This is a genomic window from Streptomyces sp. NPDC058985, assembly GCF_042740985.1.
In the GTDB taxonomy this organism is placed as follows: domain Bacteria; phylum Actinomycetota; class Actinomycetes; order Streptomycetales; family Streptomycetaceae; genus Streptomyces.
On the sequence record NZ_JBHYJX010000023.1, the window covers coordinates 5,831 to 25,751 of the forward strand.

Annotated in this window: 15 protein-coding genes; 12 read left to right on the top strand and 3 right to left on the bottom strand. The window is 72.5% G+C overall.

Annotation, left to right across the window (positions count from 1 at the left end):
* Nucleotides 1-309: 309 nt before the first annotated feature.
* From glnII to ACFW01_RS20900, 7 genes are all read left to right on the top strand, one after another.
* Entirely contained in the window at nucleotides 310-1,341 is a 1,032-nt protein-coding gene (gene glnII, locus ACFW01_RS20870) for a glutamine synthetase (RefSeq protein WP_234953906.1), read from the top strand.
* A gap of 86 nt (nucleotides 1,342-1,427) precedes the next feature.
* A complete protein-coding gene (locus ACFW01_RS20875; protein ID WP_384505403.1) occupies nucleotides 1,428-2,357 on the top strand; it encodes a DUF6891 domain-containing protein in 930 nt (309 codons plus the stop codon).
* A gap of 332 nt (nucleotides 2,358-2,689) precedes the next feature.
* Nucleotides 2,690-3,289, top strand: coding sequence for a winged helix-turn-helix domain-containing protein (locus tag ACFW01_RS20880; RefSeq protein WP_384505406.1), 600 nt, complete (start codon nucleotides 2,690-2,692; stop codon nucleotides 3,287-3,289).
* 59 nt (nucleotides 3,290-3,348) lie between these two features.
* Nucleotides 3,349-4,380, top strand: a complete 1,032-nt coding sequence (locus ACFW01_RS20885; protein WP_384505409.1) for an SDR family oxidoreductase — start codon at nucleotides 3,349-3,351, stop codon at nucleotides 4,378-4,380.
* Nucleotides 4,381-4,431: 51 nt separating this feature from the next.
* The gene (locus tag ACFW01_RS20890) at nucleotides 4,432-5,691 is read left to right on the top strand and encodes a sensor histidine kinase (RefSeq protein WP_384505412.1); all 1,260 of its coding nucleotides are present in this window, start codon (nucleotides 4,432-4,434) and stop codon (nucleotides 5,689-5,691) included.
* The gene (locus ACFW01_RS20895) at nucleotides 5,682-6,335 is read left to right on the top strand and encodes a response regulator transcription factor (protein WP_234953916.1); all 654 of its coding nucleotides are present in this window, start codon (nucleotides 5,682-5,684) and stop codon (nucleotides 6,333-6,335) included. Before ACFW01_RS20890 ends, ACFW01_RS20895 begins: the two co-directional genes overlap by 10 nt.
* 144 nt (nucleotides 6,336-6,479) lie before the next feature.
* Nucleotides 6,480-8,018 carry a DUF1996 domain-containing protein gene (locus ACFW01_RS20900; protein ID WP_384505415.1) on the top strand — a complete coding sequence of 513 codons (1,539 nt, stop codon included), beginning with the start codon at nucleotides 6,480-6,482 and terminating at the stop codon, nucleotides 8,016-8,018.
* 81 nt (nucleotides 8,019-8,099) lie between these two features.
* Here the strand turns inward: ACFW01_RS20900 and ACFW01_RS20905 are convergent, their stop codons facing one another.
* Nucleotides 8,100-8,540 carry a hypothetical protein gene (locus tag ACFW01_RS20905; protein ID WP_384505418.1) on the bottom strand — a complete coding sequence of 147 codons (441 nt, stop codon included), beginning with the start codon at nucleotides 8,538-8,540 and terminating at the stop codon, nucleotides 8,100-8,102.
* A 94-nt stretch (nucleotides 8,541-8,634) separates the two neighbouring features.
* On the opposite strand from ACFW01_RS20905, the gene ACFW01_RS20910 reads away from it, so the two are divergent.
* The 5 genes from ACFW01_RS20910 to ACFW01_RS20930 all read left to right on the top strand — a co-directional run bounded on the left by ACFW01_RS20910 (nucleotide 8,635) and on the right by ACFW01_RS20930 (nucleotide 13,961).
* Nucleotides 8,635-9,186 (top strand): tetratricopeptide repeat protein, encoded by a 552-nt coding sequence (locus ACFW01_RS20910; RefSeq protein WP_234953922.1) that lies wholly within the window; start codon nucleotides 8,635-8,637, stop codon nucleotides 9,184-9,186.
* Nucleotides 9,187-9,247: 61 nt separating this feature from the next.
* Nucleotides 9,248-11,179 carry a hypothetical protein gene (locus ACFW01_RS20915; protein ID WP_384505421.1) on the top strand — a complete coding sequence of 644 codons (1,932 nt, stop codon included), beginning with the start codon at nucleotides 9,248-9,250 and terminating at the stop codon, nucleotides 11,177-11,179.
* 99 nt (nucleotides 11,180-11,278) lie between these two features.
* Nucleotides 11,279-12,160: a metal-dependent hydrolase gene (locus ACFW01_RS20920; RefSeq protein ID WP_384505424.1), complete on the top strand. Its 882-nt coding sequence runs from the start codon at nucleotides 11,279-11,281 to the stop codon at nucleotides 12,158-12,160.
* Nucleotides 12,157-13,215: a PDR/VanB family oxidoreductase gene (locus ACFW01_RS20925; protein ID WP_384505427.1), complete on the top strand. Its 1,059-nt coding sequence runs from the start codon at nucleotides 12,157-12,159 to the stop codon at nucleotides 13,213-13,215. Before ACFW01_RS20920 ends, ACFW01_RS20925 begins: the two co-directional genes overlap by 4 nt.
* 80 nt (nucleotides 13,216-13,295) lie before the next feature.
* On the top strand, nucleotides 13,296-13,961 hold the full coding sequence (locus ACFW01_RS20930; protein ID WP_234954662.1) for a TetR/AcrR family transcriptional regulator: 666 nt from the start codon (nucleotides 13,296-13,298) through the stop codon (nucleotides 13,959-13,961).
* Between the two features lie 23 nt (nucleotides 13,962-13,984).
* Here the strand turns inward: ACFW01_RS20930 and ACFW01_RS20935 are convergent, their stop codons facing one another.
* Complete coding sequence (locus ACFW01_RS20935) at nucleotides 13,985-14,338, bottom strand: 5-carboxymethyl-2-hydroxymuconate Delta-isomerase (RefSeq protein WP_384505430.1); 354 nt, start codon at nucleotides 14,336-14,338, stop codon at nucleotides 13,985-13,987.
* Between the two features lie 50 nt (nucleotides 14,339-14,388).
* Entirely contained in the window at nucleotides 14,389-19,806 is a 5,418-nt protein-coding gene (pulA, locus tag ACFW01_RS20940) for a pullulanase-type alpha-1,6-glucosidase (RefSeq protein ID WP_384505433.1), read from the bottom strand.
* Nucleotides 19,807-19,921: the final 115 nt, after the last annotated feature.

Below are 19,921 nucleotides of genomic sequence, written 5' to 3' on the forward strand. Positions count from 1 at the left end.
TGGGGGGCTGGGCGGGGGGGTCTTTTTGTTTTTGGGGGGGTCGGTCTCCCCCCCGGGCGGGGTTGCTCGGCCGGGGGGGGGCGCGCCCCCGGCCGCCCCCCCACCCCGGCGGGGTCATGGCCCGCTGTTCCCGTGCGCGCCGTGAGAGACGGGCCACACTCACCCCAGGTAACACGGGGTTCACACATGGGCAACGGTCGGGAAATCGCCTGTTGACACGCTGCTGCGCAGTAGAGGCGGCGCCCCAGTGCCGCAGCGCCGCAGCACCCGCAAGTGCGCCCGTAGACCCACCCCGAAGGATGTGGCCCCGTGACCTTCAAGGCTGAGTACATCTGGATCGACGGCACCGAGCCGACGGCCAAACTCCGTTCCAAGACGAAGATCATCACGGGTGCCCCCGCCGGTCTCGACGCCCTGCCGATCTGGGGCTTCGACGGCTCCTCCACCAACCAGGCCGAGGGCAGCTCCTCGGACTGCGTGCTCCGGCCCGTCTTCTCCTGCCCCGACCCGCTCCGCGGCGGCGACGACGTGCTGGTGCTGTGCGAGGTCCTGGACACGGACATGACGCCGCACCCGTCCAACACCCGTGCCGCGCTGGCCGAGCTGTCGGACCGGTTCGCCGCGCAGGAGCCGGTCTTCGGCATCGAGCAGGAGTACACCTTCTTCAAGGGCGCCCGCCCGCTCGGCTTCCCCGAGGGCGGCTTCCCGGCCGCGCAGGGCGGCTACTACTGCGGTGTCGGCTCGGACGAGATCTTCGGCCGTGACGTCGTCGAGGCGCACCTGGAGAACTGCCTGAAGGCCGGTCTCGGCATCTCCGGCATCAACGCCGAGGTCATGCCCGGCCAGTGGGAGTTCCAGGTCGGCCCGCTGGCGCCGCTGGAGGTCTCCGACCAGCTGTGGGTGGCCCGCTGGCTGCTCTACCGCACCGCCGAGGACTTCGAGGTCTCCGCCACCCTCGACCCCAAGCCGGTCAAGGGCGACTGGAACGGCGCGGGCGCGCACACCAACTTCTCCACCAAGGCGATGCGCGAGGGCTACGAGGCGATCATCACCGCCGCCGAGTCGCTCGGCGAGGGCTCCAAGCCGCTCGACCACGTCAAGAACTACGGCGCCGGCATCGACGACCGTCTGACCGGCCTGCACGAGACCGCCCCGTGGAACGAGTACTCCTACGGCGTCTCCGACCGCGGCGCCTCGGTGCGCATCCCGTGGCAGGTCGAGAAGGACGGCAAGGGCTACATCGAGGACCGCCGCCCCAACGCCAACGTCGACCCGTACGTGGTGACCCGCCTGCTCGTCGACACCTGCTGCTCGGCGCTGGAGAAGGCCGGCCAGGTCTGACCAAGGCCCCACCCGCTCCCGAGGGGCGTCCACCGCGACGGTGGACGCCCCCGCGCTTTGTCAGTGGCGCGTGCCATGGTGGGGACATGGAGAACGACGGGGGCCTCACCATCAAGGTCGAGACGGAGAACGGGCGGACGCACTCCCGGATCACGGCGGCGGAGCTGCGCGGGCTGGTGACGCGGATCGGCGCCGCCGGCGACCGGTTCCTGGTGGTCCAGCGGATACCCGACATCCCCGACGTGTTCGCCCAGGTGTGGCACGAGGAGGGCGGGGACTACCGGCTGGAGCACCGGGCCGCCGAGGACGCGTTCTTCGGGGCGGATCTCGCGGACCCCGGCCGCGTGGCGGACCTGCTGACCGGCTGGGCGCGCCAGGAGACCGGCTGGGACGCGGGCGTCGGCTGGGAGCCGATCGCTCTCGGACCGGAGGAGGACGTCCCGGACCTGCCGGACGAGGTCCGCGAGCAGGTCGAGCGGCGGGTGCGCGAACGGCTGCTCTGCGGCTACGACGACCGGTCGGTGCTGGCCGAGATCGCCGAGGACCACCTCGTGGGCGGCGACCACGGCGAACGGCCGGTGTCGAGGGCCCAGGCGCGGCGGTTGGTGGACCGGCTGTGGCTGGAGCGGCTGGCGGAGCAGGAGTCCTGGGGCGAGGCGGCCACCGACCCCGACCGGCTCACCCGGGTCTTCGCGGCCCTGGACGCGGCCGGACTCACGGCCCGGGAGAACTTCACCTGCTGCCGCCGCTGCGGCACTACGGAGATCGGCGCGGAGCGAAGGGGGGCGCGCGGCTTCGTCTTCTTCCACCAGCAGAGCACCGAGGCCGCCGCCGAGGGGTACGGACTCACGCTGTACTACGGCGGTTTCGACGGTTCCGAGGAGACGAGCGCGGCCGTCGGGCGCGAGGTAGTGGCCGCGTTCGCCGGGTCCGGGCTGTCCACGGAATGGGACGGCGATCCGGGCCGCGCGATCACCGTCACCCCGCTGAACTGGCGCAGACGGCTGGAGGGATGATCCGGCCGGGGATCACTTCACGCCAGTCCGCGTCCACGCAGTGAGAGGAGTCTCCTGCCCGGCGCCGCCGTCTGCTTCAATGGGCCCATGGCCAGCTTCCGGAAGTACGCAGCGACGGGTCGCCATGACCTCGAGCCCTTCTGGCCCTCCCGTCAGCACGACGACTTCGACCGGGTGTGTTGCCGCGCGACGATCGCGCCGGCCCGCTAGAAAGCCGCACATCCCAGGCCTTCGGCCGGCGCGCACGACGTACGTCCCGCGACGCGCCCGACCATGAACTCGCGCCCGTCGCCCCTCCCGACGAACTTCTCGCGCGAAAGAGCTGACGTCTCATGGCGACCACCCGTTCCCTGTCCACCCTCACCGTCGACTCCCCCACCCCCGCCGCCGGCCTGCCCGGTTCCGGCGGTCCCCGTCACCGGCTGCGCGCCGTCGACCGCGACGAGGTGGTGGACGTCGCGGACCTGCTGCCGCCGGGCGCCACCTGGCTGCCCGCACCCCCGCACACCCTGCCGTCGCTGCCGGGGCGCCCGCCGATGGTCGGCTACCTGGTGCTCGTCCCGGCCGACCAGCAGCCGCCGTTCCCGCGCGAGGCCGGACCGGCGGCCGTGCCGTCCCGGCCGGACGCGGAGGACGGCGACGCGCTCGTCCGGATCGACGCCGCGCGGCGCACCGCGGCCGTGGACGGGCGGGAACTCGACCTGACGTACCTGGAGTTCGAGCTGCTCGCCCACCTCGTGACGCATCCGCACCGGGTGCACACCCGCGACCAGCTGGTCACCACGGTGTGGGGCTACGGGTACGTGGGCGACGGCCGGACCGTCGACGTGCACGTGGCCCGGCTGCGGCGCAAGCTCGGCGCGGCCCACCGGCAGACGATCCAGACCGTGCGGCGCGTCGGCTACAAGTACACGCCGCCCACGGGGCGCTGAGCGTCTGCTGTCGGCAGAGCGCCGTTCCCTCCGGGCGGCGGGCCGGGCACAGTGATCGCATGAGGCTACTGGTGCTGGGCGGTACGGAGTTCGTGGGGCGGGCCGTGGTGGAGGAGGCGCTCGGGCGCGGCTGGGAGGTGACCGTCTTCCACCGCGGGCGCCACGCGCCGCCGCCCGGGGTGCGGGCGCTGCACGGTGACCGCACCGCGCCCGACGGGCTCTCCGCCCTGGCCGACGGCTCCTGGGACGCCGTCGTCGACACCTGGTCGGGGGCGCCCCACGCGGTGCGGGACACGGCGCGGCTGCTGCGCGAGCGCGTCGGCCGGTACGTGTACGTGTCGAGCTGCTCGGTGTACGCCTGGGCCCCGCCCGCCGGGTACACCGAGGAGGCGCCGCTGGTCGAGGGCGCCTCGGCGGACGCCGGGCGGCTCGACTACGCCCGGGACAAGCGCGGCGCCGAGCTGGCCGTGCTGGACGCCTTCGGCGCCGATCGCTCGGTACTCGTCAGGGCGGGGCTGATCCTCGGCCGGTACGAGAACATCGGCCGCCTCCCCTGGTGGCTGAACCGTGTCGCGCGCGGCGGCCCGGTCCTCGCGCCCGGCCCGCACGACCTGCCCCTCCAGTACATCGACGTCCGTGACCTCGCCGACTGGGTGCTCGGCGCGGTCGAGCGGGAGCTGAGCGGCCCCTGCAACCTGGTCTCCCCGCCGGGGCACACCACCATGGGCGCCCTGCTCGAAGCCTGCGTGCGGACGACGGGCGGCGCGGCTCAGCTCCGCTGGACCGACCCCGGCACCCTGCTCGCCGCCGGTGTCGAGCCCTGGAGCCAACTGCCGGTGTGGACGCCGCCGGGCAGCGAGCTGCACGACGCCGTGCAGAGCGCGGACGTCTCCCGGGCGCTGGCCTCGGGCCTGCGCTGCCGGCCCGCCGAGGACACCGTCGCCGACACCTGGAGCTGGCTGCGCGGCATCGGCGGCACGGCACCCCACCGCCCCGACCGCCCGCCGGTCGGCCTGGACCCGGAGACGGAGGCGAGGATCCTCACCGCGGCGGACGGGCCCGGCGTGGGTGTACCTGGCACCACCCCCTGACCGGGTGCCCGGCCCCGTGACCGGCGCCGCCGCCTCCGGAAGACTGACGGCATGAGCATCGAGACGAAGAGCGGGAACCGTTCGGAACGCACCCGGGGTGTGGCGCTGTCGGCCGTGCGGGGACTCGCGGTGGCACTCATCGCCCTGCCCGGGGCGGTGCTGTGCTTCTGCCTGGCGCTGGTGTCGATCGCCCTCGTCCCGATCGGTGTCGGCATCGTGACCACGCCGTGGGTGCTGACCGGGGTACGGGCGTTCGCGGACTGGCGTCGGCTGCTCGCCGCCCGGTGGGGCGGGGTGCGGATCCCACGGGCGTACCGGCCGCTGCCCGCGGACGCCAACCCGTGGGCGCGCACCTTCGGGATGCTCCGTGACCCGGCGACCTGGCGGGACCTGCTGTGGCTGCCCGTCGACATGACGGCGGGCTTCGTCACCGCGCTGCTGGCCTTCGCGCTGGCGCTCTACCCGCTGGAGGGCTTCGCGATCGCCGCCGGACTGTGGCGGGTGCTGCCCGAGGGGTACTGGTACGGGTTCGTCCGGGTCACCGACCAGACGTCCGCCCTCTACGCCGCCGGCCTCGGGGCGGTGCTGCTCGTCGTCGCCCACCGGCTCACCCCGCTCCTGCTGCACGCCCACTTCCGGCTCACCGGCGCGGTCCTCGGCTCCGGCCAGGGGGAACTGGCCGAGCGGGTGCGGGTGCTGACCGAGACCCGTCGCGACGCCGTCGACACCTCCGCCGCCGAACTGCGCCGCATAGAGCGGGACCTGCACGACGGGGCACAGGCCCGGCTGGTCGCCATGGGCATGGACCTCGGCACCGTCGAGGCGCTGCTGGAGAAGGACCCGGCCAAGGCCCGGGAGCTGCTCGCGCGGACCCGTGCCTCCTCCGCCGAGGCCCTGACCGAGCTGCGCGAACTCGTGCGGGGCATCCACCCGCCGGTCCTCGCCGAACGGGGTCTCGGCGACGCCGTGCGGGCCCTGGCGCTGCGGCTGCCCGTCGCGTCCGAGGTGAACGTGGACCTGCCCGGCCGCGCCGACGCGCCGGTGGAGGCCGCCGCCTACTTCGCGGTCAGCGAGGTCCTCACCAACGCCGTGAAGCACTCCGGCGCCGACCGGCTCTGGATCGACCTGCACCACACCGAGGGACGGCTCCGCGTCACCGTCACCGACAACGGCAAGGGCGGAGCGGTGGTCGGAGCGGGGTCGGGGCTGGCCGGGGTGGAGCGGCGGCTCGGTACATTCGACGGCGTCCTGGCCGTCAGCTCGCCCGCGGGCGGCCCCACCATGGTCACCATGGAGATCCCTTGCGCGTAGTCCTGGCCGAAGACCTGTTCCTGCTGCGCGACGGCCTGGTCCGGCTCCTCGAAGCCCACGGCTTCGAGATCGCCGCGGCCGTCGAGACCGGCCCCGAGCTGTCCCGGGCCCTGGCCGAACGGGAACCGGACGTGGCGGTGGTCGACGTACGGCTGCCGCCCACGCTGACGGACGAAGGGCTCCAGTGCGCCCTGAAGGCCCGCCGCGACCGCCCGGGGCTGCCGGTCCTGGTGCTCTCCCAGCACGTGGAGCAGCTCTACGCGCGCGAGCTGCTGGCCGACGGCAACGGCGGGGTGGGGTACCTGCTCAAGGACCGGGTGTTCGACGCCGAGCAGTTCGTGGACGCCGTGCGGCGGGTGGCGGCGGGCGGTACGGCCATGGACCCGCAGGTCATCCAGCAGCTGCTCAGCCGGCGTGCGGCGGAGGACCGGCCGCTGGAGCGGCTGACGCCCCGGGAGCTGGAGGTGCTGGAGCTGATGGCACAGGGCCGGACCAACGCGGCGATCGCCGGGCGGCTCGTCGTGACGGAGCGGGCGATCGCGAAACACACGGCGAACATCTTCGCCAAGTTGAGCCTCGAGGTTTCGGACGACGACAACCGCCGTGTCCTGGCGGTTCTCGCCTATCTGGACCGCGGACGCTGACCCATTCGCCCCTCTCACGCGCCCCACGGGCCCCAGCAATCTCCGTGACGGGTGAACACCCCTGCGGCGGCTTGCGTATCCATGGGAGCCGCTTCACTCCTGTCGGGCGCCCTCGATGCCCCGCAAGGAAGTCAGAGGAGTTCCATGGGACGCAATACAAGAAAACGTCGTTCGCCGCTGGCCACCAAGGTCGTAGCCGGGGCGGCGGCCCTGGCGGTCGGCGGGGGCGGGCTGGTCTGGGCCAACTTCTACGCCTCGGCGCACGAGTCGGAGTCGTCGCACAACCGCACCAGGTCCGCGGGGGCGCAGGTCGCCACGATCCAGTGCCCGGACGTCGGCCAGAAACTGCGGAAGGTGCCGAGGGGGGCGCGGGCCGGCGTCGACAAGGAACTGGCGCAGCTCGACAAGCAGATCACCGAGGCCTACGCGCGGCTCGCGTCGACGCGCCAGGCGCAGGCCGGGGACGCGAGCTACGTCCAGAACGCCATCCTCGGCCCCCTCAAGTCCAAGCGGACCGCCGCCCTGGACCGGATCGGGACCAACATCCGCCGGGTGGGGGGCAACGCCCCGCAGGGCCTCGACCGCTTCGCCGAGTGCCGGGGCATGGGCGTCGACCAGCCGAACGACGGCAACGGCAACGGCGACGAAGGGAACGGCCAGGACGACCAGAACAACGACGGTCAGGGCCAGGACAACGGCCAAGGCCAGGACGGCGGTCAGGACGGCGGTCAGAACCAGGGCGACAACGGCAACGGTGCCGCGGGCCCCTTCGCCGACGACTTCGTGGACATCAACGACGTCCAGCCCGGCTCCAGGGACCTGGAGAACGGCTTCGCCGCCAACGGGGACGGAGGGTCCCAGGGCTCCTTCACCGCGGTCTGCGGCGTGAACGAGAACAACCTGTTCAACAGCGACAACCTGATCGTCGCCCCCGGTGTCGACAACGGCGCGCACCACACGCACGACTATGTCGGCAACCAGGACAACGACGCCTTCTCCAGCGACGAGGACCTCGCGAACGCCGAGACCTCGTGCCAGAACCAGGGCGACAAGTCCACGTACTACTGGCCGGTGCTGCGGCTCCAGGACGGTACCCAGGAGTTCGACGCGGGCGACCTGGGCGGTGGCGCCGAGGGCAACGTCGGCAAGATCCTCAAGGCCTCCGAGGCGGAGATCAAGTTCGTGGGCAACCAGCAGAGCGACGTCGTCGCGATGCCGAAGTTCCTGCGCATCATCACCGGTGACGCCAAGGCCTTCACGAACGGGGTCGCCAACGCCAACAGCTCCTTCAGCTGCACCGGCTTCGAGGACAGGCAGGTGACGGACAAGTACGTGCTGTGCCCGGAGGGCAGCCAGGTCGTGCGGACGTCCAACTTCCAGAGCTGCTGGGACGGCCAGAACATCGACAGCGCCAACCACCGGGACCACGTCGCCTTCGTCCAGCAGGACGGCAGCTGCCCGAACGGCTTCCAGGCGATCCCCCAGCTCCAGGTCCGCCTGGTGTACGACGTGCCCGCCCCGACCATCGAGAACGGTCAGGTGCAGAACCCGTACGCCGTCGACGGTTTCCCGGAGCAGCTGCACAAGCCGATCACCGATCACAACGACTTCATCAACGTGATGGACGAGAACCTGATGAACGAGGTGGTCGACTGCATCAACAGCGGTGAGGACTGCCAGTAGTCCGCACCGGAACGGGGTGAGCAGACGAAGGGGGCCGGTGGCGGATTCCGCCACCGGCCCCCTTCGTCGTGCCCCGGGAGGTCAGCCGCCGTGCCCGGCGTGTTCGCCGCCTCCGCCCGAGTGTCCGCCGCCGCCGTGCACCGTTCCCTGCTCCAGGGTCCCGCCGAGCCTGCCGCGCAGGCCGGCCACCACGTCCTCGTGGCCGACGGCGACCCACTTGCGGCCGACGAGGTAGAAACCGCCGTAGTCCTTGGCGGTGTTGATCCACTCCCGCTGGCCGCGGTCGGTGGAGAAGGTGGCGAGGACGTACTTCTCGTCGCCCTGCTCGCAGATGGCCTGACGGATGGTGTCGGCGTCGGTCTGCATGTTCGGGGCGCACTTCGCCTCGGCGGCCAGGTGTTCCAGGCTGCCGGTCGCTGTCTCGGGCACGGCGGCCTCGCCGTCACCGCCGGATCCGCAGCCCGTCAGCGCCAGTACCGCCGCCAGGGCGGCCGGCGCGAGCATCGGTCGGGTCAGCCTCATGTGTTCCTCCGGTCCGTTCCGGCGACATGCCGCACGGAGCCCCGGCCAGGGGCTCTGGTCATCGGTACGGGCGCGGGGCCCGAAGTATTCACGGATGCGGGTGACCTTCTGGTGGCACCCGTGCGAAAGTGGCGCCGTGGACCAGGACTGGGAAGACCGCGTGAACGCCGCCTGGACGGCGTTCGACGCTTACGCCGAAGACGACGCCGCCGAGTTCCGGGCGGTGATCGACGCCCTCGCCGACGAACTGCCGGCGGACAGCCCGCTCGCCCTGTTCGAGAGGGCCTGCGCCTGGGACTCCACCGGCCACTCCGACCGCGCCGTGCCCCTCTACCGGGAGGCCCTGGAGCGCGGACTGGGCGAAGCGAGCGCCTACAAGGGGCGCCGGGCGAAGATCCAGCTCTCCAGTTCCCTGCGCAACACCGGGCACCCGGAGGAGGGCGTGAAGCTGCTCTCGCCGGAACTGGTCGCTCCCTCGGACGAGTTGGACGACGCCGTACGGGCCACACTGGCGCTGTGCCTGTCGAGCATGGGCCGCGACCGGGAGGGCCTGTCGCTGGTGCTCGGCGCCCTGGCCCCCCACCTCCCGCGCTACCAGCGGTCGATGGCCGCCTACGCCCGGCTGCTGGTGGAGCCGGAGGAGTAGCCCTCCCCCGCCCCGGTGGCGCCCATGGTGACCATCCCCCCGTTCGCTCGTTCTGCTGAACGTGCAGCCACAGGATGTCGCCCCGCGCCCCGCACCGCCCTCAACCTCCCCGGCCGACCCGGTCGTCGACGTCGAGCAGGCCGAGGCGGCGCTCGTCGAGCACTATCCGCGCCTGGCCCGGCTGGCCTATCTGGTGCTGCCGCAGGGTCTCGGCCGCGGCCGCCGCGTCCTGACCGCGCACGCCCTCACCCAGCGCGCGCTGCCCCGCGGCCGGACGACGACCCCGGTGATCCCGGCCCAGTCGACCGGTCAGGAGGTCGATCCCGGCTACGCCCTGGTCCGCCTGCGGGTCGTCCGTACGGCGCTGGAGGCGGGGCGTCCGCTGCGGCGGCGGGCCTGGCCCACGCGGGCCCAGCTGCCGCCCCTGCTGCCCCACGTCCGCGGCCTCAAGCTGTTCCCGCGTTCCGGCGGCGCCGACGAACTCGCCCTGGACCAGCGGCTGTCCGCGCTCTCCGGGCCCGCCCGGGCGGCGTACGCGCTGCGGGGTCTGGAGGGGCTCTCCGAGGACGGTGTCCGCCAGGTGCTCCGGGCCGCCGGGGCCGAGGACGTGGACGCCGCCCTGCGGGAGGCCGGCGCGCTGCCGGACGAGCCCGCGCTCCTCGGCTCCCCCGAGTTCGACCCCTGCTCCCTCCAGGCCAGGCCGACCGATCTGATGCGCCGGCGCCAGCACCTGAAGGCGGCGCTGGTCGCCGGGGCCGCCCTGGTGGTGTGCGGGGCGCTGCTGGGCCTGCCCGGCGACGGCTGGGGTCCGGACGGTGCCGCCGCCCCGGCGTACGCGCAGAACCCGGCGGCCCGGGCGGCCCTCGATCCCGGCAGGCTCACGAAGGTGGCCCCCACCGCGTGGGAGACGTCCGCGCGCACGGACTTCTCGGTGTGGCCGGCGCGCGGTGACCGCACCGGCGACGAGGAGCTGCTGCGCCGCGCCCTGGCCGTCTGGGCGCGGCCCGGCGAGAGCGTGGGGGTGTCCGCGACGCCGGGCACCGTGACCGGCGGTCCGGCCGGGCCGCCGCAGCTGCTGTACGCCGGGGACGTCGACAACGCGCGCGTGGTGATCCTGCACGACGGTCTGCGCGTCGTCCGGTACGCCGAGCCGAAGGACGGCACGGCCGGTGCCGCCCTCGACCTGGCGCGGACCGACGGGGCCGACCGGGCCGGGGCGACCGCGGTGGTCCTGGGCCGGGCCGACGGCAACGTCCGCTATCTGACGGCGCCCTGGATCACGAAGGCGGCCGGGCGGGACCTCGGCGCGCCGGACGCCGCGGCGCGGGAGCTGGCGCTCACCGACGGTGTCACCGCGCCGCTGGCCAGCCCGGCGCAGCAGCGGTCGGGCGCGTGCACGTCCTGGAACGTGCTGGAGCTGACGGACGGCGCCGACACCCGCGTGGTGACCGACCTCGGCGAGCTGGTCCCGGCCCGACTGACCACCGGCCGTCCCGGCTCGGCGCGGGACGCCTCAGGCCCTCAGGCGCTGCGCTCCTGGGCGCCGTACGCCTGCTCGCTCGGCGCGGTGCGCGGGCAGGGGGTGCGGTCGGTGAACGCCTGGGAGTTCGCGAAGCAGCCGCTGCCCGACGCGACCGGGTCGGGCGCCTGGGTGTGCACCCGGGCCGAGACCTGGCGCGGCGACGGGGCCCGGGTGCTGGCCCAGTTCCGCACGCCGGGCGGCACGCAGGGGGCGGTGGCGGCCAAGGCGGAGTCCGTGCCCGCCTGCGGCGAACGCGACCCGCACGTCCTGGCCGGGGTGCTGTGGAAGTCGGCGGGCGGGCACTGGTACCTGCTCGCCGCCGGCAGCCGCGACACCGAGTCGATCGAGGCGACGGGCGGCATCAGCGACTCGGCGGACGGAAACCTGCTGACGGCCAAGGCCGAGCAGGGTGCCCGCGCCGAGCTGCAGGGCACGCTGGAGGACGGCCGGACCATCGGCGGACTGCGCTAACGGCCCCGGGCCACCAATCCCACCCCCCTGCTGACACCCGCGTCAACAAGTGGGCGCACGAGGGTTCCCTGCACCCTTACCCGTCAGTACATTGACGCCATGTCTAACACGCATGTCCCGCTCAAGGCCCGCAAGGTGTCCTTCGCCTGGGAGGCCACCCCGCTGCACTGGGTGCCGGGGGATCCGTTCACGACGCACACCATCAACGTGCTGCACCTGCTGCTGCCCGCCGGGGAACGCTGGTTCGTGCACGTCTACAAGCAGGTGCTGCCGCTCATCCGGGACGAGCGGCTGCGCGAGGACGTCATCGGGTTCATCGGGCAGGAGGCGATGCACTCCCAGGCCCACGACGAGGTGCTGCCGCACCTGCGGGACCAGGGGCTCGACCCGACGCCGTACACCGCGCAGGTCGACTGGCTCTTCGAGAAGCTGCTCGGCGACCGCACCCTGCCGCCGGGCCGGCCGCGCCGCTGGTGGCTGATGGAGCGGGTGGCGCTGATCGCGGCCATCGAGCACTACACGGCGTTCCTCGGCGACTGGGTGCTCAACGCCGAGGCACTCGACCGGCACGGCGCCGACCCGACCATGCTGGACCTGCTGCGCTGGCACGGCGCCGAGGAGGTCGAGCACCGGTCGGTGGCCTTCGACCTCTTCGAGCACCTGGACGGGGGGTACGCGCGGCGGGCCCGCACCTGGGCGACCGCGTTCGCGGCCCTGGTGTTCCTGTGGCAGCGCGGTGCCCGGTTCTTCATGGCGAACGACCCGACGCTGACCGACGGCCGCGCCACCTTCGGCGACTTCCACCGGCGCGGGCGCAGCGGCCTGCTGCCCGCCACCGGCGCCGTACTGCGCTCCATACCCGGCTATCTGAGCCGGGACTACCACCCGTCCAAGTTCGGCTCCACCGAGCAGGCCGTGGCCTATCTCGCGGCCTCCCCCGCCGCCGTGGCCGCCGAGAAGTTCCAGGAGGCGTCCGCATGAGGCCCGTACCGACGGCTCTGCTGCTCGCGGCCGGTGCCGCGCTGGTCGCCCGGCGGGCGCTGCGGCGCCGCGTCCAGGGCTCTCCGCTGTGGCCGATGCCCGCCCTGGACCCGCCGGTCTCGGGGCGGCCGCGCTCGCGCGCGCTGACGCTGCTGGTCACCTCGCGGGAGCTGGTGGCCGACGGGGTGGTCCGGATCCGCCTGGAGGGTCACGACCTGCCGCGCTGGGAGCCGGGGGCGCACCTGGACCTGGTGCTGCCGTCGGGTCTGGTGCGGCAGTACTCGCTGTGCGGCGACCCCGAGGACACCTCGTCGTACACCGTCGCCACCCGGCTGGCCGAGGGCGGGCGGGGCGGTTCGCGCGAGGTGCACGAGCAGGTGCAGGAGGGCACGGAGCTGGAGGTGCGCGGGCCGCGCAACCGCTTCCCGCTGGTCGAGGCGCCCGCGTACGTCTTCGTCGCCGGCGGCATCGGCATCACGCCGGTGCTGCCGATGCTGCGGGCGCTGCCGGAGGGCGCCGAGTGGCGGTTGCTGTACGGCGGCCGGACGCGGGCCTCGATGCCGTTCCTGGAGGAGATCGGGAAACTGGACCGGGAGGGCGGGAGGGTGACCGTCGTCGCCGAGGACGAGGACGGGCGGCCCGGGCTCGACGCCTTCCTGGCTCAGCTGCCCGAGGGCACGGCCGTGTACTGCTGCGGCCCGGAGGGGCTGATCGCGGCCGTCGAGGAACGCCTCCCCGCGGGCACCGCCCTGCACCTGGAGCGGTTCGCGCCGCGCACCACGGCCGACGGCGAAGGCGAGTTCGAGGTCGAACTGCACCGCAGCGGGCGCACGCTGACCGTGCCCGGCGACTCGTCGGTGCTGGCCGCGGTGCGGGCCGAGCTGCCGGGCACCCCGTACTCCTGCGAGCAGGGCTGGTGCGGGACCTGCCAACAGAAGGTGCTGGAGGGCGAGATCGATCACCGGGACGAGCTGCTGACCGACTCCGAGCGCGGCGACTCGATGCTCATCTGCGTGTCCCGTGCCCGCGGCACCCGGCTCGTGCTCGACATGTGAACACCGATGCCCGGTCCGGCCCTTCGGGGGCTGGATTCGATCGGTAAGGTGTTCGTATGACTACCGGGGTACGCCGCAGAATGGGCGTCGAGGAGCGGCGGCAGCAGTTGATCGGCGTCGCGCTCGAACTCTTCAGCCGCCGCTCGCCGGACGAGGTGTCCATCGACGAGATAGCGTCGGCCGCGGGCATCTCGCGCCCGCTGGTGTACCACTACTTCCCCGGCAAACTCAGCCTGTACGAGGCCGCGTTGCAGCGTGCCTCGGACGATCTGGCGGCCCGGTTCGTGGAGCCGGCCCAGGGCCCGCTGGGGGCGCGGCTGCTACGGGTGATGGGGCGCTACTTCGACTTCGTCGAGGAGCACGGGCCCGGTTTCTCGGCCCTCATGCGCGGCGGTCCGGCGGTCGGCTCCTCGACCACCAACGCCCTCGTGGACTCGGTGCGGCAGGCCGCGTATGTCCAGATCCTTTCGCACCTGGAGGTCACGGATCCGCCGGCGCGGCTGGAACTGGTGGTCCGCTCCTGGATCTCGCTCGCCGAGTCGACGGCCCTGATCTGGCTGGACGGGCGCCGCATCCCACGCGCCGAACTGGAGACGCAGCTGGTGCACGACTTCGCCGCGCTGACCGCGGTGAGCGCCGCCCACGACGAGGAGATGGGCGCCCTGCTGCGCCGCGTCATCGAGGCCGAACCGGCCGACGGCCCCTTCGGGGACCTGGTCGGCCGGCTGATCTCGCTGGCGTCCTGAGGGCCCTGTCGCAGCCCCCTGTCTCAGACCTCGGCCTTGCGGTAGGACGGGTCGAGATCGCGCACCTCGGCCGACAGGTGCAGGGTGACGCCGTCCCTGGGCGCGACGTGCTTGCGGAGCAGCTCCACCACGGCCTCGGTGAGCCGCGCCTTGGCCTCGTCGGAGCGTCCGGCGAGCAGCGCGATCGAGACGTCCACGATGGCGTGCCGCTCCTTCTCGCCGCCGACGACCTCGTCCTCGCCGCGCAGGACCCGCGTCTTGCACGCCTGCAGCCGCGCGGCCACCGTTTCCACGATCACCGGGTGCAGGGCGAGAGCGAACTCCTCCCAGTCGACGTCGTCGAGAGACGGGGAACGGTCGATGGTGATCTGCGGCATGGGTGCTCCTGTTCTACGGCGGACAGGAGCACCCTAACCGCAGCGTTCCGCTAGCCCGCGCGGGTGAAGACCGCCACCGTGCGCGCCGGGACCGTGAAGGTCCCCGACGCCTTCGCGTAGGCGGCGTCCCGGACGACCGGGTCCGCTCCGGACGCCTGGGCCGGGTGCAGCCGGTATCCGGTGCCGGCCGACCCGCTCAGCCGCTGCCGCTGCTCCTGCGGGGTGGCGTTGAAGACGACCACCAGGTCACCGAGGCGCATGGTGATCACGCCGGGTGTCTCGTCCTTCCCGGAGAGCGGGAAGGAGAGCCGGGACTGCACCTGGCCCGCCGTGGCGAGGGAGAAGTCCCGCTCGCCGGTACGGATCTTCAGCAGGTCCCGGTACGCGGCCGAGGCACCCGTGATCTGCGGGCAGCCGACCGAGACCGAGCCGAGCAGCGGCTTGGCGTACGGCCACTTGTCCTGGTTGTCAGCCGCCGGCGGCAGCCCGCGTCCGAAGCCGTTGCCGTCGGCGCAGCTCCAGTGGATGGCGTTGAACCAGTCCCCGCTGTCGTAGGAGTTGCGGTCCAGCGACTTGGAGCGCAGCAGGTCGGTGCCCGCCTGGGAGAGCGCCGGGCCCTGCGAGAGCGCGGCGGTCGCCATGGCGAGGACCTGCATGCGGGCCCGGTCGGCGGCGGACGTGTCCTTCGGCAGCTTGAAGGCGAGCGCGTCGAACAGGGTCTCGTTGTCGTGCGCGTCGGCGTAGGCGAGGGCGTCGCCGGGTGCCGCCGCGTATCCGGCGGGGGCGCCATTGTAGTCGACCTCGGAGCCCCGGACCTCCTTGCCGCTGGTGTCGGTGAAGCGGTATCCGGCGAGGTTCCCGGAGAGGCCGACCTTGATCAGGTCCTGGTAGTGCAGCAGGCGGGCCTTCTGCTCGGCCTCGGTGCCGTTGGCCTCCGCGGAGTTGGGGTCGGTGAACAGGCCCGAGGCGAAGCCCTGGACGCCGGGGTCCTCGTCGAAGGGGCCGCCGCCGCGCACGGCGTCGCGGGCGCGGTCGGAGAAGGTGGCGACGCCGGTGCCGGCCATGTTCTTCTGGGTGGCCTGGGTGAAGCGGGCGTCGTCGGCGACCTCGCCGAAGTTCCAGCCCTCGCCGTACAGGATGATCTTCTTGCCGTCGACGCCGTCCTTCTTGAGGGTCAGCGCGTCGAGGGCCTCGCGGACGGCGAGGATGTTGGCCTTCGGGTGGTGGCCCATGAGGTCGAAGCGGAAGCCGTCGACCTTGTACTCCTTGGCCCAGGTGACGATCGAGTCGACCACCAGCTTGCCCATCATGGCGTTCTCGGTGGCGGTGTTGGCACAGCAGGTGCTGTTCGCCACCGATCCGTCGGCGAGGAGCCGCTGGTAGTAGCCGGGCACGATCCGGTCCAGGACGCTGGTCTTCGCCTGGCCGCCGGCGGCGGTGTGGTTGTAGACGACGTCCATGACGACCCGCAGTCCGTCGTCGTTGAGCGCCTTGACCATCTCGCGGAACTCGACGGTGCGGGCGGTGCCGTCCGGGTCGGTGGCGTAGGAGCCCTCGGGGACCGTGTAGTGGTACGGGTCGTAGCCCCAGTTGTAGGCGTCCTTGGCGGCGGCCCGGGCCACGCACTCCTGCTGCTCGTCGGAGTCGGCCGGCAGCGCGGCCAGGTCGCAGTCGACGGTGGCCTGGTCGGACTTCTTCTCGGGGATCGTGGCGATGTCGAAGGCCGGGAGCAGGTGGACGTACGAGGTGCCCGCCTCGGCCAGTTCGCGCAGGTGGATCGAGCCGTCGCTCTGCTTGTCGGTGAAGGCGAGGTAGGTGCCCCGGTGGCCGACGTCCGCCGTCCGGTCCGCGACGGAGAAGTCACGGACGTGCAGTTCCTGGATCTGGGCGTCCCTGAGCGGCACGGCCTTGGGCTTGTCGTACCCGTTCCAGCCGCGCGGGGCGAGGTCGCGGTCGGCCAGGTCGACGACGAGGCTGCGCTCGGAGTCGGTGGTCAGGGCGAGCGAGTAGGGGTCGGTGACCTTGTTGGTGACGACCTCGCCGGCGTCGGGCGCCCACACCTTCACGACGTAGCGGTACTCCTTGCCCTTCCAGGACTTCGGACCGTTGACGGACCAGACGCCGGAGTCGTCGTCGCGCCGCATCCGGACCGTGCGGTCGCCGATCTCCAGCCGCACGCTCTGCGCGGTCGGCGCCCACAGGGAGAGCGTGGGGCGGCCGTGCCGGAAGACGGCTCCGAGGTCGGCCCCGGTCGCGTCCCGCGCGTACAGGTCGTCCAGCGCGCCGGCGATCTGCACGCCGGTCGCCGCGAGGACGGCGCCGGTGGCGGCGCGCTGGGAAGCGACGACCTGGCCGCGCAGGGCCTCGCGGACCCGGTCGCGGTCGCGCGGGTCGACCGACCAGGCGGCGTACTCCTTCAGGTGCGGGTACTTCGCCTTCTGGGCGTCGGTGAGGGAGGTCTTGGTGAGGCGCAGCCAGGTGGCCCCGTCGTCACCGGTCAGTCTGCCGTTCGCGGCCTTGACCGAGCCGGTGCGGGAGGCGAGCAGCTGGGTGGAGGCGGCTCCCTCGGCGCCGTTCCAGGCGATGGTGTTCCGGTCGATCCAGACCGCCTTGGAGGTGGCGAGGTCGACGGCCGCCGCCGAACCCGCGGGCTGGGGCAGCAGGTAGGTCTCCTGACCGCTCAGCAGCCACACCTCGTGGCCGTCGGCGGTGAGGTCCAGGGCCTGGTCGGTGGGCAGGTCCTTCTCGTCGCCCTTGTGGATGATGTAGCTGAGGCCGGTGGCGCCCTCGGTGAGCGGTACCTCGAAGACCGCGCCGTAGGAGTCGGTCCGCACCGGCATCAGCGGTTTCGCCCAGTCGGTGGGGTTCGCGGCGCCGCTCCAGACGTGCATGCCCCAGCCGTCGTAGTTCCCGTCGGCGCGGTGGTAGTGGAGGACGGCCTTGGTCTTGTCCTGGGCCGGGTACTCGGGCCGTTCGGTGACGACCTGCTCCTTGCCCTGCTCGATCCAGACCTCGCCCGTCCGGGTGACGTCGATGGTGCGGTCGGCGGCGACGTCCTTGTTGCCGTCCTTGTCGACGACGAGGAAGTCGACGTCGCTCGCGCCGGGCTTGAGCTTGACGTAGGCGAAGGCGCCGTAGGCGTCCCGGCCGACGAAGGGGTGGCTGTCCGGCCACTCGGTTGCCTCACCGTCGGCGAGGTCGCCCCAGGCGTACAGGCCCCAGTCCTCGTAGTTCCCGTCCGCCCGCTTGTAGTGGACGATCGCGTGGTCGCGGGAGGCGGCGGCGGGCGGCTCCTCGGCCGGCGGGGTGCCGGTCGTCGAGGCGGCCGTGGCGCTCGCGGTGCGGCCCGCCGAGTCGACGGCGACCGCCTTGTAGCGCAGGGCGGTGCCGGCCGGGGTGTCCTCGCCGATGGTGTGGGTGACCTTGTAGGGGGCGTGGTCGGCGGAGCCGAGGGTGCGCCACTCGCCGTCGCCGGTCTGGGCGGCGAAGACGACGCGGTTGAGCTGTCCGCCCTCGACGTCGGCGGTCAGTTCGACGGTGCCGGTGGCGCCGGGGCCGGGGGCGGTGAGGGTGACCGTGGGCCTGGTGGCGGGCTCGGCGAGCTTGTCCGCGGCCTTGAGGACGACGGCCGACCCGGCGGGCACGGTGACCGTGACCTTCTTGTCGGCGCCGGACCTGGCGTCGTCGTCGGTGCCGTAGAGGGCGCGGAAGGTCATGTCCGCCGAGCCGGTGGCGAAGGTGGCCGTCCTCGCCTCGTCGGCGTTGTTGAAGGCGACGACGTACTCGGTACCGCGGGCGGCGTCGGTGCGCGAGAAGGCGTAGACGCCGGCGCCGTCGTCCGCGTGGCGCTCGGTCTGGACGCCGTCGGCGAGGGCCGGGTGGGCCTTGCGGAGCTTGGCGAGGGTGCTGATCTGCCGGTACAGCGGCGCGTTCGGGTCGTAGGCCGGCTCGGCGTGGGTGCGGTCGGTGCCGAGCTGGTCGTCGTCCAGGTAGTCGGCGGTGCGGGAGGCGAACATCGGCTGGCGGGCGTCCTTGTCGCCGCCCGCGCCGGTGAAGCCCTGCTCGTCGCCGTAGTAGACCACCGGGTTGCCGCGGCTGAGGAACATCAGCTCGTTGGCGAGCCGGTCCTTCTTCAGCAGTTCGGCGTCGGTGGCCGTCGGGTCGTCCTGCCTGAGGAAGGTGCCGATGCGGCCCATGTCGTGGTTGCCGAGGAAGGTGACCTGCTCGTACGCGTTGGCCTTGTCGGTCGTGTACTTGTAGTCGTCGCCGAAGACCGAGGCGAGCTTCTGTGCGCTGCCGCCCTGGGAGGCGTAGGCGCGGGCCGCGTCCTGGAAGGGGAAGTCCAGCGTGGAGTCCAGGCGGCCCTCGGTGACGTACGGGGAGGTGACGGCGGTGTCGGCGGAGTAGACCTCGCCGAACATGAAGAAGTCGTCGCGGCCCTTCCTCGCGGCGTACGCGTCCAGCGCGGTCGCCCACTGGGTCCAGAACTCCATGTTGACGTGCTTGACCGTGTCGATGCGGAAGCCGTCGATGGCGAAGTCCTTCACCCACCGCTGGTAGATCTTCTCCATGCCGCTGACGACCTCGGGACGCTCGGTCCACAGGTCGTCCAGGCCGGAGAAGTCGCCGTACGTGGTGGACTCGCCGGCCCAGGTGGAGTCGCCCCGGTTGTGGTACATCGCGGGGTCGTTGAGCCAGCGCGGAACCTTGAGGTTCTTCTTCTCGGCGGGGACGACCGGCGTACGCGGGAAGGAGCCGGTGCCCACGCGGGGGAACCCGCGGTCGCCGTCCGCGTGGTCGGCGTCGTCGAAGGGCTTCCCGTCCTTGGTCAGATAGGGGAAGGCGCCCTTGGAGAGATAGTCGTACGACTTCTCCTCGTAGTCCACGACGTCGGCGGTGTGGTTGGTGATGACGTCGAAGAAGACCTTCATGCCCTTGGCGTGCGCCTTGGAGACGAGGTTCTTGAGGTCCTGGTTGGTGCCGAAGTGCGGGTCGACCTGGGTGAAGTCGGTGATCCAGTAGCCGTGGTAGCCGGCCGAGGCGTTCTCCCCCGTGCCCTGCACGGGCTGGTTCTTGAAGAGGGGCGCCATCCAGATGGCGGTGGTGCCCATGCCCTTGATGTAGTCGAGCCGGTCGGTCAGGCCCTTGAGGTCGCCGCCCTGGTAGAAGCCCTTGTCGGTGGGGTCGTAGCCGGTGGCGAGACGGGTGCCGGTCAGGCCGCCCCTGTCGTTGCGGGTGTCGCCGTTGGCGAAACGGTCCGGCAGGACGAAGTAGAACTGCTCCCGGGTGAGGTCGTGCCGGGTGTCCGCCTTCGCGAGCTTCGCGTCGGACGGGGGCGCGGGCGGGGTGTCGGCCCGCGCGGCCAGGGGTGGGAGGAGGGCTGCGGCGAGCGCGGTCACGGTGACGGCCGCGACCCGTCTCACTCGTGTGGTGCGGCGCGCGACAGGCACCGGCCATCTGGGTATCACGGGCGTGAACTCCTTGTACTGACGGCTCGATCGGGTCCGACCCCGGCGTGACCGTAGCGCTGCCGCAAGTCTTGCGGCAAGGGTCGTGAAAGTACCGGTAAGAATTTTCACGACC

Coding starts and splice junctions, on each gene's coding strand:
- ACFW01_RS20875 (WP_384505403.1), top strand. CDS start 1,428: ATGGAGAACGACGGGGGCCTCACCATCAAGGTCGAGACGGAGAACGGG.
- ACFW01_RS20880 (WP_384505406.1), top strand. CDS start 2,690: ATGGCGACCACCCGTTCCCTGTCCACCCTCACCGTCGACTCCCCCACC.
- ACFW01_RS20885 (WP_384505409.1), top strand. CDS start 3,349: ATGAGGCTACTGGTGCTGGGCGGTACGGAGTTCGTGGGGCGGGCCGTG.
- ACFW01_RS20890 (WP_384505412.1), top strand. CDS start 4,432: ATGAGCATCGAGACGAAGAGCGGGAACCGTTCGGAACGCACCCGGGGT.
- ACFW01_RS20900 (WP_384505415.1), top strand. CDS start 6,480: ATGGGACGCAATACAAGAAAACGTCGTTCGCCGCTGGCCACCAAGGTC.
- ACFW01_RS20905 (WP_384505418.1), bottom strand. CDS start 8,540: ATGAGGCTGACCCGACCGATGCTCGCGCCGGCCGCCCTGGCGGCGGTA.
- ACFW01_RS20910 (WP_234953922.1), top strand. CDS start 8,635: ATGCGGGTGACCTTCTGGTGGCACCCGTGCGAAAGTGGCGCCGTGGAC.
- ACFW01_RS20920 (WP_384505424.1), top strand. CDS start 11,279: ATGTCTAACACGCATGTCCCGCTCAAGGCCCGCAAGGTGTCCTTCGCC.
- ACFW01_RS20925 (WP_384505427.1), top strand. CDS start 12,157: ATGAGGCCCGTACCGACGGCTCTGCTGCTCGCGGCCGGTGCCGCGCTG.
- ACFW01_RS20930 (WP_234954662.1), top strand. CDS start 13,296: ATGGGCGTCGAGGAGCGGCGGCAGCAGTTGATCGGCGTCGCGCTCGAA.
- ACFW01_RS20935 (WP_384505430.1), bottom strand. CDS start 14,338: ATGCCGCAGATCACCATCGACCGTTCCCCGTCTCTCGACGACGTCGAC.